This is a genomic window from Acetobacterium sp., assembly GCF_039830195.1.
Classification (GTDB): Bacteria; Bacillota; Clostridia; order Eubacteriales; family Eubacteriaceae; genus Acetobacterium.
Map to the genome: position 1 here is coordinate 1 of NZ_JBDODG010000020.1, position 13,993 is coordinate 13,993.

The window sequence follows — 13,993 nt, forward strand, 5'->3', positions numbered from 1 at the left end:
CGTGCTCGGGACTTTCACCCGTTAGATTGCGCCCATGCCGGGCGCACATAAAAAACGCCACCGTTAATACGATAGCGTCCCAAAATACGTTCAGTCTGATTTTTAAATTCCAGCACACATCATTGATGCTGTTAATTATTAGTCATTTTTATTTCATCGCATCCACAGCGGTCATCAACTCCGAAATCGAACTATACCAGTTTTTAATCATATGGCGCATCAGCCCGACCTGTTCAGCTTTGGCCAGCAGCCCAAAGATTGGAATTTTGGAGCCGTAAGCCGCGCCGATTTCGGCCCAGGCATCACAGCCTGATGGCCCGACGTAGATAATCAGATCGGCGCTGGTAACGGATGAGATACAAAAGTCAAAAACCCGTTCCCCTTCGGAAGACTCTATAAAATGGGTCAGCTCTTTTTGCGAAAGAAAGGCTTCTTCCGGTCGGCCCTCCCGGATCCAAGACAGGATGGTGTGGCCCCGGGTTTCCAATAAATCGGTCAGCATTTCAACGGCATGCTGATGCTTCCATGAAGCGGCAATATATATTCTCATGATTCCTCCAACTTGGGTGTTTTTTTATTCTAAGCTCTGTGTTTATTATAACCCTGTCATATTTTATTCACAAGTAGAGGTTATCTTTCCGGCCATAAAAACAGTGCTGTGACACTAATCGAATCATTGCTAAAGTCAGTTTATTTTGCTGGGTTACCGACAATCTTAACATTTTTCTTTTATTTTACTAGCTTGTCGGCTATTTTATAGCTTTTCTTTTTTTGGTTCAGAATTACTTTATTTTTGCTAAGGAGTATATAACCCTTCCCTACTGATAATCCTTGCACCACCGTTGTAAACAGGACGATGGCATAGGTCGCCACCAAAAACAGGTTATAGGTTGGCGTCGCCAAAGAGATGCTGGTACCCATAATCAAGGCCAGACAAAGACCGCCTTTTAAACCGGCCCAGGTCATAAAGGTAATGAATTTAGAGTTTCTCATTCCCTTACCTTTTGGTGGGTTTCTGTTAAAGATCATCGAAGCGTAAACACCAGCCATTCTGGCAATCGTATTAAATACAATCGATCCGATGGCGATGGCGAAAATCATCCCGACCGAGAGGGTGTTGATGTTCTTGATATTCAGTAATATGACACCGACTAACAGGAATAAGATCCCATTTAAGAGGTTATCCACCACTGACCAGAAGGAATAGAATAAGTTGTGTAATTCCTCCGACATACCTTTGTGATTATTACGCTTCATTCCGGCGATTCCGGTGGCATAGTAAAGTCCGCAAATAACTGCCGCGATCGGGCCGGAGAAAACAAGGTATTCACAAATCAGATATGCCAGCATCACAGTCAGGAGACTGGTGAATATTTTAATAAAATTGTCATTTGACCGTTTGAAGACTTCAAATAGCAGGAAGGAAACAACAAAGCCAACAGCCACTGCACCCAGAATTTCAGTGGTTAGGCCCCATCCAAAACTTATTACGGAGACACTGTTAGCAGACAGTTTTAAAGCTGTTAGCAGGGTGGCAAAAATAGCCACGGCAACACCGTCATTGAACAAAGCTTCCCCTTCAATAATCAGGCCGATTCGCTTCGGTAATCCGGCCTTTGCCAGAATACTCATGGCCGAAATCGGATCGGTCGGAGCTACGATTGCGCCAAGCAGACAGGCTTCCAGAAAGGAAATATTGACATGGATCAGATAGCCCAGAGCGAAAAAAAGCAGACCATAAACAACAGTAGATACCACGGTTCCGATAACTGCCATGCTGCCAATCAGGAATTTATCCGCTCTAAAATCGCCAAATTCGATCCGCGATGCCCCACTAAATAGCATAAAGCATAAAACACCTTTAAACAGAAAGTCGGTGAAGTCAAATTCCCGGTATAGATTTATAAACTCCATTGGCAAGTGGACAAGATTCAAGTTCCGGCCAATGATATAAATAACAACAAAGATAAAGCCAAAAACAACCAGACCTATTTCATAGGGCAGTTTTATTGTTTTTTCATTAATAAAACTAAACACGACCACTAACAAGAGCAGTACACTAAACAGTATAAGCAACTGATCAAAATTATACATTTTTTCTCCTTCTTTTCTACGCAACGAAATTTGCGCAAAAAAAAGGCAACAACAAGATAGGCTCACCTTGTTATCACCTTCGATACGTCCGAGTCTATAACAAGAGGATACTAGATACCTTCATTGATGTTAACCTAGTACACTCTTGAAACTTTCTGAATTATAGCACTTTAATATTTATGTGTCAATGGCATTTCATTATAATTTTAGACGCTTTTTTTATGTAAACGAGCGTCTGTTTTAAGTGTTATTTTTCTATCAAACTTGGTCCTGTTTTCTGATTATATCCATCGGTTTAACCGGTGTGCACATCTGTAGATAATAAAGCATTTTGGGATGGGGTGCAGACTCAATTACCACTCCAGATTTGTCGGTCATCATCGCGATTTTTTGCTTGATAAAGCCTTTACCGGGAATCATTATCTCGATCTCGTCGCCTATTGATACTTTGTTGCGCTGCTCAATTAAGGCCATTCCGGAGTTTTCGTCATATTCCAGAACCAGACCCACAAAATCATAATGCCGGGTATAACTGCCGGTCCCGTAATTTTGATCATCTGCTGTTGTTTTACCGCTGAAAAAGCCTTTGGTGTAATTACGGTGGCTGACCTTGGTCAACTCATCATAATAGCCCGCGTCGAGCTGTGTCACCCCGGGATTATCATAAGTGTAGTCAATGGCACTGCGATAAGCCGATACGACGGTAGCCACATAATAAAGGCTTTTCATCCGTCCTTCGATTTTAAAGCTGTCCACCCCAGCCGCCATCAGCGCCGGGATCTCATCGATCAGGCAGAGATCCTTGGAGTTGAAAATAAAGGATCCGGTGGCATCCTCTTCGATGGAAAAAGCTTCATCTGGTCGGGTTTCTTCAATCAGGTGATACTTCCACCGGCAGGGGTGGGCGCAATCACCCTGATTTGAATTTCGGCCGGTCATGTAATGGCTTAACAAACAGCGTCCCGAGTAAGAAATACACATGGCACCGTGAACAAAAATTTCAATTTCCATTTCGGGAGCGACTTTTTCCCGGATTTCCTGAATCTCGTTAAGGCCCAGTTCCCGGGCTAACACAATTCGCTTGGCGCCCTGGGCGTACCAGAATGCCACACTTCGCCAATTGGTATTATTGGCCTGGGTACTCACCGATATTTTTAAATCTGGGGCTACTTCCCGGACCACAGAAAAAACCCCGGGATCGGCTACAATAACACCGTCAATTCCCAGGTCTTTAAGTTCGCTGACATATTCAGGCAGACCTTCCAGGTCGGCATTGTGGGGAATCATGTTCAAGGTGACATAAATTTTTTTATCGCGTTCATGGACATATCTAATCGCCTCCGCTAAATCTGCCAGATCAAAATTGTCGGCCTTGGCGCGGAGCCCAAATTTTTTGCCAGCACAATAGACCGCATCGGCGCCATAATGCAAGGCATACCGTAATTTTTCAAAATTTCCAGCCGGTGCTAATAGTTCAGGTTTTTTCATTTCTTTCTCCGTTCTACAACTCTCGCTTCAATTCTCTTCCTATTAATATTACACCCTTACCTGATTAATTATCTTTTTTCCAACTAAGTGCCAGCCCATCGCCTAATGGCAAAATGCTGGTAATCAATTGGGGATGGTTGGCGATGGTTTCCAGATACACCCGCATCCGTTTAACAATGGTTATTTTCCGGCGGATGACCAAATCATTGGTGGCAATCATGCCTTTGAACAACACATTATCGGAAATCAATAGTCCACCCGGTTTTAAGCACCTCAGGCAATCGTCAAGCAAGTGAATATAATGGCCTTTAGCCCCATCTAAAAAAATCATATCATAAGTTTTATTCAGTTCAGCCAGTTTTTCCTGAGCATCCCCGACCATCAGGTTAATCTGATGGTTAAGTCCCAAACTGGTGATGTTCTCATCGGCCTGAACCACCATGTTTAAATTTCGTTCAATGGTATCCACATGCCCTGTGGGACCCATGGCTTCGGCAAAAATCGACGCCGAAAATCCCACCGCTGTACCAACTTCCAGAATAGTCCGGATTTTATTGGCCGCGATCAATAATTCGATGTGTTTTTGAACTTCTTTATGAATGATCGGGATCTCATCGTTCAGCGCTCTTTTTCTGAATGCTTCTATTTGGGGACGATCAGCCGGGATTAACCCTCTGATATAATCCTCAATGTAATCTTGTACAATTTCGCTCACAGTCTGGCCTTCATTCTTTTTTATTGGTGGCCCCTTTTTTACAGGGGCCTGACTTACATTTCAGTTTGTCTTAATCAGTTGCCCATATATTTTTCAACATCTTCCAGGTGTTCTTCATAGGTTTCGTTGAAATAAATTTTTCCTGAGTTCATATCGGCCACAAAATATAGATATTTGGTTTCGGCCGGATATAAGGCCGCTTCTAACGAAGTTTCCCCGAAGGAACAAATCGGTCCAAAGGGTAGTCCGGTGTTGATATAGGTATTATAAGGTGACGGGAATTGGGTCTGTTCGGTTGTTAATACTGCCGTTTTTTCGCCGCGGGCATAATCCACGGTAATGTCAGACTGTAGCGGCATATTTTCGGCAATCCGGTTGTAAAATACACTGGCGGCATTAGCTTTATCTTCAACCAGTTTGGTTTCCAATTCCACAATGGAAGCCATAATCACGATCTCATCCACCGTCTTGCCCTTATCTTTAGTTCGTTTTTGCAGCTCCTGATCATAGACCTCCACAAAACGGTCCAGCATCGCCGTCACCACAGCTGATGGCTCAACCCCTGGTGAAAAGCTGTAGGTATCAGGAAAAAGGTAGCCCTCCAGAGTTCGGCTGACCCCATCTTTTTCAGTCAGGGGAATACTGCTTAAAATCGGATAGTTTTTTTGATATTCAGCTACTTTTTTTGTTTCTTCGATAAACGCTTCGGCATCACAAACATTTTTTTCTTCCAGAATTTCGGCAAATTCTGAAATATTACGTCCCTCTGGTATGGTAACCGTGGCATCTGCCACATCACCGCTGACCAGACGGTCCAGAATCTGTTGGGCGGATTCGGTCGGACTGAAAGCATAATAGCCAGATTGGATCTGGTTGGCAGTACTCTCTTTTTTAGCCAACATCTCAAAGGCAAAAGCATCTCGGATCAGGCCATTTTCTGTCAATAGCTCAGCGACATCGCTGATGACTGCGCCTTCTTCAATCTGCACATAGACAAGGTCCCCATCTCCTACTGGTTCCAGCATTTGACCGATAAAATAGTTGAAGCTGAACACACCAGTTGCCCCAAATACGACTAATAATAAAAGAATAATTGCAATAAGTTTTCCCGGCTTTTTTCGGGGTGACAGTCTGGTTTGATTTGTTCCGTTACTCATCCTTTCACCTTCCTTTCATTTCTTAAACCATAAAAAGAATATAGGACCGCGATTGAGGGGCACCTATATTCTTTTTATATTATTTTTATTTAAATGGTTGTTTACACGCCACAGCCTTCTTCTTCTGAATCAAATAGACCCATATCCAAATCTACTGCTTTTGCCATGATGTCAGTGATATCCTGAAAAACCACCGAAAAATACATTTGCGCCTGGAAAAACTCGGCAATTACAGGAATACCCATAATTGTGTTCGCAATGGCATTATAGCCAGTAATCTGCTCTTCTGTCAGCTCATTTCCCAACATTTGAAAAGATTGAATTTCCATCTGCTTACGCATATAATCCTTGGCCATTTCATACTTTTCTGGATCTTGTTCCAGCTTTTCTTTAGCGGCTAAAAAATTCTTGTATTCGGTGGATTCTTTGAGTGCTCGTGCCAAATTATTGGCTTCATCATATACATTCATGCCTTACTCCTAGTTTTAAAATATTATCGGCAACTGTTCAGGAAATTTGTCTTAAACAATCGCCTGATTTAATTTATACTTCCATCAAGATGGGCAGTATCATCGGTTTTCGCTGTGTTTTTTCATAGAGATATTTAAACAGGCTTTCCCGAATTACATTTTTGATGGAATTCCAGTCTATAATACCCTTTTCTTCACAAGATATCAAGGCTTTCTTTACCTCTTCCCGAGCGTTATTAATGAGTTCTTCAGATTCTCTCACATAAACAAATCCCCGGGAGATAATATCCGGTCCTGAGACTGCTTTACCTTTATGCATGGTACAAACCACAATGAAAAGACCATCTTCCGATAAACGTTTCCGGTCATTGAGTACAATATTACCGATATCACCGACTCCCAGCCCATCAACCAGAACCGGTTCGGCCTGGGTTTTTCCGACAACCTGAACACTTCGCTTATCGATTTCCAGAATATTTCCATTTTCGGCAATAAAAGTTTTATCCTTATTCATTCCAACCGTTTGGGCCAGCTCCGCATGCTGCATCAGCATTCGGCTTTCCCCATGAACAGGTAGGAAATGCTTGGGTTTAACCAGCGTGATCATCAGTTTCAGTTCTTCCTGTCGGGCATGACCAGAAACATGAATTTCGGCAAAACGACCGTATATAACATCAGATCCCAGTTCTACCAGTTTATTAATGACTTCGGAGACCATTTTTTCATTTCCCGGTACTGGAGATGCTGAAATGATAACCATATCTTCTTTTTTAATCGTCAGGTGACGGTGCTCACCCAATGCCATTCGTCCCAGTGCCGCCATCGGTTCACCCTGACTGCCGGTGGTAATGATCACCAATTCTTTATCTTTATATTTTTTGATGTCTTTTAATTGAACCAATACATTGGCCGGTACTTTCAGATAGCCCAAATCCATCGCTACTTCACTGACATTTTCCATGCTTCGCCCACAGATAATAACCTTACGGTTATACTCAACTGCTGCATCAATGGCCTGTTGAAGCCGATGGACATTGGAAGCAAAGGTGGTTACGATAATTCTCCCTTTGGCGCCTCTGAACAAGTTATATAAGGTTGGCCCCACGGTACTTTCCGATGGGGTAAATCCAGCCCCTTCAACATTGGTGCTGTCTGACATCAGCAGATCCACACCCTGTGATCCAATTTTAGCGAATCGCTGCAAGTCGATTACTTCGCCGCCAATGGGATGGTAGTCTATTTTAAAATCGCCGGTATGGACAACAGTCGCTGCCGCACATTTAATACACAGTCCGACGGCATCAGCGATACTGTGATTAACGCGAATAAATTCAACGTTAAATTCGCCGATATCAATCCGTTCTTTTGGCTTGACAATAATCCGGGTGGTTTTGGTTAACAAACCATGTTCTTTCAGCTTTTTGTCAATCAGACCCATGGTAAATTTCGTGGCATAAATGGGTAAGTTTATCCTTTTTAGCAGATAAACAAGTCCCCCAATATGATCTTCGTGTCCATGGGTAATGACAACCCCTTTAACCTTATCCTGGTTCTCCAGAATATAATTAAAATCCGGCAGAACAATATCGATTCCGAACATGTCATCATCCGGAAACTTCAGGCCGCAATCCACAAGGATGATGTCTTCCTTGTATTCAAATACGTTCAGGTTTTTCCCGATTTCACCTAAGCCCCCCAATGGAATCAATCTCAGCTTGTCTTTGTTCTTCTGAGCCTGAGGTTTTCGTCGCGATCGTGAACGGCCCTCCACTCGTTGGGTTTCCGTCTTTATTAAGTTATTGTTTTCAGTCAAATTATTCTCCTTTCGTTATTGCATAACAATCCGAACAATATCCGTACACTTTAAGTTCGTGATTGATTATAATAAAATCCTTCTTTTCTTCTATTTCTTTTTCAAGGGCTTCCAGGAAATCGTCTTGCATTTCGATAACCTTTCCGCATTTTAAGCAAATTAAATGATGGTGCCAGTGTTTTTCATCCAGCTCGCAGAGTTCGTACCGAGCAAAGCCATCATCAAAATTACGTTTGGTAATGAGTCCCATTTCTTCTAATATTTGCACCGTTCGATAAATGGTCGACATTCCCACATCAGGATTGCGCTGTTTAACACCCTGGAATAATTCCTCAACACTAAAGTGCTGCCCCCTGAAGGTCATCAGAACCTCAATAGTAACCAGACGTTGAGGGGTTACTTTGTTCCCTCTTTTTCTGAGTGCATCCACAATTTGTTTTTCGTTATTCATGGTTGTCACACCTCTTTTTCAGTCTCTTCTGATAAAACAGTTACAGGCAACTCGCTGGTTATTTCTATGTTTACTCCATCAATATCACAGGAAAGCGCACGGATCTCTATTCCCAGACTATGACATTGACCCAATAAACGCGTAAACTTTGGATCCATTATTTGATTCGGCTGAAACGATTTCGCATCATTGCGTTGCACAACAAAAATAACACCGGTATGGTAACCCTCCTGGTGAGCCCTGATTAATTCAGCAAGATGCTTGGCCCCTCGCTCTGTTGGTGCGTCTGGAAACATGGCAATCTCGTTGACTACCAGGTTGACACTTTTTACTTCGTAGTAGGCATATTTTCCGCCACGAAAACAGGCAAGGTCAAAACGACTGTTGCCGTAGGTCACTTCTTGTTTGAGTTCTGAAACGTCCGCTTGAGCTTTTAAAAATTCGTAGGCAATCTGGTTAGCCAACATCGAATTGACAGATACCCAATGCTCGTCTTTTTCAACCAGCAATAGCGTATAATCAGTTTTTCGATGGGGCGCCGGATTCCATTCCAGAATGGCCCGAACACCTGAAACAAGAAGCTCACTCATGCGACCGGTATTGGGCACATGAGCGGCTATCTCTTCCTGGTTGATCATTACCTTGGCAATGAAACGATTGGGTCGGCTAATAAATATCCCGTTAACAAGGGGGTATTTACTCAACTTCACCTTCATCGTCATCTTCGTCTTCCTCTAAATCTTCGTATTCTTCGTCCATGATGCGATCATATTCTGCTTCAATTAAAGCAAATTCTGCTTCATCTTCAACTGGTACCAGAATTTCGCCATCTTCGTCTACATCGATAAAGAAAGCAAAGACATCATCACTTTCTTCGCCTTCTGTTAAAAGCACATAAGTCTTTTCACCCAGAGGAAACGAAACTTCTAAATCAAACTCTCTTGCAACGCCATTTTCATCTTCTAAAATTATTTTTTCTTCCATATCAACTTCTTCTTTCAATTTTATTTTTTCGCTCATAATCTTGTAATTATACCTTTTCATGCTTAAAGAATCCATTATTTATGAATTATTTAACAGCCCGGTCCATATAAGACTGGAGAATAATCTGGGCTGCCAGCATATCGATATAATCTTTGCGGTTCTCCCGGGAAACATTTCCTTCGATCAATACTTTTTCAGACCAGGATGAGGTTAATCGCTCATCGATATAGATGATTTCGATATTTAACCGTTTCTTGATAAACTGACAAAAGTTCACTGTTTTCCGGGTCTGAGCGGATTCTGAACCGTCCATGTTCAGAGGCAGACCAGCCACTACTTTTTTGATCTCATATTTTGCAATGAGCTCCCGAAATGCTTCTAAATCGTCATCACGGGTCTTTCGTTTGAGGGTCATAACCCCCTGGGCGGTAATCTGCAACGGGTCCGTCACGGCTATCCCAATGCGTTTGTCGCCAACATCAATTCCTAAAATTCTTTCCATTCATTATCCCATCTATTTGTTATGACTGTGTTAAATCACCTTGATGCAAAAGTCTTGACAGGCAGAGCTACAATAACAGCAAAGCACACATAGCTTTTCATCAACTCGCGCTTTTCCCGCGACTAAGGTCAAGGCTTTCTGGTTACAGCGGCGTACGCATTCCCCACAGCCGCTGCACCAGTCACTGATATGCAGTGTTTTTGGGGCACTGGAAACGGCTACCTCTAAATCATCGGGGATTCTTTCGCCATTGAATTTTTTAACGTTATAAAGCACTTCGTTAACCGATTGAACCCCAATCGCAATGGCATCAAGATCGGTATTACTCAAAATAAACTCAAAACTGGCTTGTTTCTGGGAAAGCAGATTACCACCGCCTAAAGGCTTCATACCGTAAATGCCCTTCCCCAATTTTTTAGCCTCATGGATGGCGGCCGCCATTTCCTGGGCGGTTCCATCTTCAATGCCGATTCCCGTTAAATTGATCAGCGGATGAATCACATCCAGCTCGGGAAAAAGATTCGCCCCGTAAACCCCTTCCACCCGATGGGTGGAAATGCCGATGGCTCTTACTTTCCCCGCTTGCTTTTCGGCAACCAGCGCCTCAATGGCTTCCCAATGACCTTCAATGGTTTTTCGGCTTTCCTGCTCATGGAGCAGGTAAAGATCTACATAATCCCGGCCCAGTTCAGTCAGGGCCCGATTTAAACTGCTGCGGACTCCCGCTGCAGTATAATCATAAGATTTTGTGGCAATCACCACATCCTGCTGCATCTGGATCGCCGCCCGCAGATGATCGTAATTGTTATACAGATCCGCCGTATCAAAAAAATCAACCCCGCAATCCAGAGCTGCCGCGAAGATTTCCCGACTTTCCAAAAGGGTTTTGTTTTTTTGGAGCGGTCCAATCGTCAAACTGCCAAAGCACATTCGGGATACCTTGATACCGGTATTGCCCAGTGTATTGATTTTCATCTTAAAATCGTTTCCTAACCACAAACAAAATAGTCCATGAGTCTTCGCTCACAATCGCCTTGCCGCACTAAAATAGGACTGCCTCGGTTGAGACAGCCCCAATTTATCAGCCTACTAAATACTTTTTAAGTAACGTCGAACAAGTTCTTCGAGTAACTCATCCCGTTCAATTTTCTGTATGGCATTTCGCGCTTCTCTGTGACTTGTGATATAGGTCGGATCTCCTGACATGACATAACCTACAATTTGATTGACGGGGTTATACCCTTTTTCAACTAGAGCCTTATGTACATTTCGCATCACTTCGTCGATCTTCTGAGACTTTTCGCTATCGACCTCAAACATAATGGTTCCTCGATCAATCACCGTATTTTCTCCCATTGTCATCTGACCTCCTTCACAATCAATTTATATCATTTTAACCCAAAGCAAAAGAAAAGACAAGTCATATGACGTAATTTTTCTTTTTCTTAACAAATTAGTTCAATTGCTCGCGAATGCATGCCTCTCCCTTTACAAGAGATTCTGCCAGTTTTTCTGGAAGTTTCCCCCCAGCTTGCGCCATATCCGGACGTCCGCCGCCACCTCCGCCAGCTACTGTCGCCACTTCTTTAATGACTTTACCGGCATGGAAGCCGCGTTTGACAATATCGGGAGTTGCTGTTGCCACAAAATTAACCTTGCCTTCCAGGGCACTTCCCAGCAGTACCACCCCAGAGCCCATCCGGTCTTTCAATAAATCGCCGATGGTTCGCAGCTCTTCCATGGGCATTTTTTCCACTTCGGCAATGGTAACCTGAACACCACTGATGATCACCATTTTCTGGTGGATATCCATAATCGCATTGCCGGCCGATTTCTGTTTCAGTTCGGCGATGGTGCGTTCTTTTTGTTTATTGATTTCAGTCAATTCCGTTACCTTTTCAAGTAACTGATCGGGATTTGTTTTCATCAGATTGGATACCTCAACCAGGGTATCATCCATTTTTTCCACCAGGTGCCAGGCATTAAAACCGGTTGCTGCCTCAATCCTTCGGACCCCAGCCGCGACGCCACCTTCACTGATGATTTTAAACATCCCGACCTTGGCCGAATTGCTGATATGACAGCCGCCGCAAAGCTCGGTACTGAAGTCGCCGACTTTGACTACCCGGACAATTTCGCCGTATTTTTCACCAAACAACGCTGTTGCTCCCAGTTCTTTGGCTTTGTCAATATTCGTTTCAAAGATGGACACATCATAAGCCGCTAAGATCGCTGCATTGACAATATCTTCCACCTGACGTTTTTCATCACGGGTCATCGCCTGGAAGTGGTTAAAATCAAAGCGCAAACGGTCTGGCGAGACAAACGATCCGGCCTGTTCGACATGGTCACCTAAAACCTGTTTCAGAGCTTTCTGCAATAAATGGGTCGAGGTATGGTTTCGTTGAACCGCATCTCGCAAATCTTTGTCAACCTCGGTAATCACGTTTTCGCCAACCTTGAAGGTTCCCGACTTAACGGTTCCTGAGTGAATATGTCGGCTCAGGCTGCCTTTTTTACAATCTCTGATTTCAATCATGCCATCACTCTTTTGAATGACACCATGATCGCCGGTTTGGCCACCACTTTCAGAATAGAACGAGGTTTGATCTAGAAGTACCAGCACCTCATCCCCGGCTTTGGCTTCATCAACCAGGGTTTCGTTGACATAAAGGCCTAAAATCGTACCTTCAGCTTCCAGATTATCATAGCCCACAAAGGTGTCAACTGCATCTGGGCCCAGAGGATTAAAGGGGTCATCGGCCCATACTGCTAAATCACTATTGAGACGATCCTGTCGGGCCCGTTCCCGCTGGGCCTCCATTTCTTTTTCAAATTCCTCGGCAATAATGGTCAGTCCCCGTTCTTCGACAATTTCCTTAGTCAGATCATAAGGGAAACCATAGGTATCGTAAAGTTTAAAAGCGCCACCGCCGGGGAAGACCGTTTCTTCCATTTCGATAATTTTGTCCAGCTCTTTGTTGAGCAGAGCCAGACCCTGATCGATGGTTTCTTTAAACCGTTCTTCTTCAATGCGGATCAGCTTTTGAATGAACTCCTGCTTTTCCTTCAGCTCCGGATAAGCCCCTTCAGAAACCCGAATCGCTTCCTTGGCCACATCATATAGGAAAAGATCCTTGATTCCCAATAATTTGCCGTGACGGACAGCCCGGCGGAGCAGTCTCCGTAATACATAACCCCGGCCTTCATTGCCTGGCATGACGCCATCAGCAATCATAAAGGTGACACTGCGGATGTGATCGGTGATAACCCGGATCGAGATATCATCCTGAGGATCATCGCCATAGTTTACGCCGGCTTTTTTGCAGATATAATTGAGTACGTGGCCAACCGTATCAATTTCGAAAATGGTCCCCACGCCCTGCATTACTACCGCCAGACGTTCCAGCCCCATCCCGGTGTCGATATTTGGTTTAGGCAGTGGATTATAATTGCCGGCTTCATCTTTATCAAACTGGGTGAAAACCAGGTTCCAGAATTCAACATAACGATCGCAATCACAGCCGACACCACAGGTAGGGCTGTCACAGCCATATTCTTCGCCGCGGTCAAAGTACAGTTCGGAACACGGGCCGCAAGGTCCCAGACCGTGCTCCCAGAAATTATCTTCTTTTCCCAACCGGACAATTTTTTCTTTGGGAATTCCCACATCTTCATTCCAGATTTTAAAGGCTTCATCATCATCCAGATAAATAGTGATCCATATCTTATCTTCTGGTATTTCCATCACCTCGGTACAAAATTCCCAGGCCCATGGAATCGCTTCTTTTTTGAAATAATCACCAAAGGAAAAATTTCCCAGCATTTCAAAAAATGTCCCATGCCGCGCCGTTTTTCCGACATTTTCGATATCCGGCGTACGAATACATTTCTGGCAGGTGGTCACCCGGTTTCGGGGCGGTATTTCATCTCCGGTAAAATAGGGTTTCAGTGGTGCCATCCCTGAGTTGATCAGCAACAGGCTCTTGTCGTTAATTGGCACTAATGGAAAACTGTTTAAGCGCAGATGTCCTTTTTCTTCAAAAAAAGCTAGATACTTTTCTCTGATTTCATTTAATCCTAATGGTTTCATTTTTTTTCTCCTAGTCGAAATTTTGGTCTCTGATTGTTAGCATCTAACACGCGGTGTTCATCAAACAAAAAAATCCCCTGCAAGTCTGCAAGGGACGGTTTAATCCGCGGTACCACCCAAATTAGCTGCAAAATATTAGCAACTCACTTTATCAATAACGGTTTCCCGGCTGAAAATACTGGTTGAACACTTTGTTCAGACTTTCTTCTCAGCTGCTCGAACGGGG

14 protein-coding genes and 1 other annotated feature (1 of these 15 cut by a window edge) are annotated in these 13,993 nt (G+C 43.7%); all 14 genes read right to left on the reverse strand.

Annotated features, from left to right (window positions below):
- Positions 1-148 precede the first annotated feature (148 nt).
- Positions 149-550, reverse strand: coding sequence for a hypothetical protein (locus ABGU93_RS07200; protein WP_347412799.1), 402 nt, complete (start codon positions 548-550; stop codon positions 149-151).
- A gap of 179 nt (positions 551-729) precedes the next feature.
- Positions 730-2,094, reverse strand: coding sequence for a sodium:proton antiporter (locus ABGU93_RS07205; RefSeq protein WP_347412800.1), 1,365 nt, complete (start codon positions 2,092-2,094; stop codon positions 730-732).
- 258 nt (positions 2,095-2,352) lie between these two features.
- Positions 2,353-3,582 (reverse strand): U32 family peptidase, encoded by a 1,230-nt coding sequence (locus ABGU93_RS07210; RefSeq protein ID WP_347412801.1) that lies wholly within the window; start codon positions 3,580-3,582, stop codon positions 2,353-2,355.
- 64 nt (positions 3,583-3,646) lie between these two features.
- Positions 3,647-4,297, reverse strand: a complete 651-nt coding sequence (locus tag ABGU93_RS07215) for an O-methyltransferase (protein WP_026396178.1) — start codon at positions 4,295-4,297, stop codon at positions 3,647-3,649.
- Positions 4,298-4,371: 74 nt separating this feature from the next.
- Entirely contained in the window at positions 4,372-5,454 is a 1,083-nt protein-coding gene (gene mltG / locus ABGU93_RS07220) for an endolytic transglycosylase MltG (RefSeq protein ID WP_347412802.1), read from the reverse strand.
- A gap of 101 nt (positions 5,455-5,555) precedes the next feature.
- Complete coding sequence (locus ABGU93_RS07225) at positions 5,556-5,924, reverse strand: YlbF family regulator (RefSeq protein WP_347412803.1); 369 nt, start codon at positions 5,922-5,924, stop codon at positions 5,556-5,558.
- A gap of 73 nt (positions 5,925-5,997) precedes the next feature.
- Entirely contained in the window at positions 5,998-7,695 is a 1,698-nt protein-coding gene (locus tag ABGU93_RS07230; RefSeq protein ID WP_347412848.1) for a ribonuclease J, read from the reverse strand.
- Between the two features lie 43 nt (positions 7,696-7,738).
- Entirely contained in the window at positions 7,739-8,188 is a 450-nt protein-coding gene (locus ABGU93_RS07235; RefSeq protein WP_347412804.1) for a Fur family transcriptional regulator, read from the reverse strand.
- Positions 8,189-8,193: 5 nt separating this feature from the next.
- Complete coding sequence (gene sfsA / locus ABGU93_RS07240; protein ID WP_347412805.1) at positions 8,194-8,910, reverse strand: DNA/RNA nuclease SfsA; 717 nt, start codon at positions 8,908-8,910, stop codon at positions 8,194-8,196.
- Complete coding sequence (locus ABGU93_RS07245) at positions 8,885-9,247, reverse strand: DUF1292 domain-containing protein (RefSeq protein WP_347412806.1); 363 nt, start codon at positions 9,245-9,247, stop codon at positions 8,885-8,887. Before ABGU93_RS07245 ends, sfsA begins: the two co-directional genes overlap by 26 nt.
- Before the next feature lie 10 nt (positions 9,248-9,257).
- Complete coding sequence (gene ruvX, locus ABGU93_RS07250) at positions 9,258-9,674, reverse strand: Holliday junction resolvase RuvX (RefSeq protein ID WP_347412807.1); 417 nt, start codon at positions 9,672-9,674, stop codon at positions 9,258-9,260.
- A gap of 30 nt (positions 9,675-9,704) precedes the next feature.
- The gene (locus ABGU93_RS07255) at positions 9,705-10,649 is read right to left on the reverse strand and encodes an aldo/keto reductase (RefSeq protein ID WP_347412808.1); all 945 of its coding nucleotides are present in this window, start codon (positions 10,647-10,649) and stop codon (positions 9,705-9,707) included.
- 114 nt (positions 10,650-10,763) lie between these two features.
- Entirely contained in the window at positions 10,764-11,015 is a 252-nt protein-coding gene (locus ABGU93_RS07260; protein WP_026396169.1) for an IreB family regulatory phosphoprotein, read from the reverse strand.
- 112 nt (positions 11,016-11,127) lie between these two features.
- The gene (alaS, locus tag ABGU93_RS07265) at positions 11,128-13,767 is read right to left on the reverse strand and encodes an alanine--tRNA ligase (RefSeq protein WP_347412809.1); all 2,640 of its coding nucleotides are present in this window, start codon (positions 13,765-13,767) and stop codon (positions 11,128-11,130) included.
- Positions 13,768-13,854: 87 nt separating this feature from the next.
- Positions 13,855-13,993 (reverse strand) — a binding site (T-box leader) (it continues 89 nt past the right edge of the window).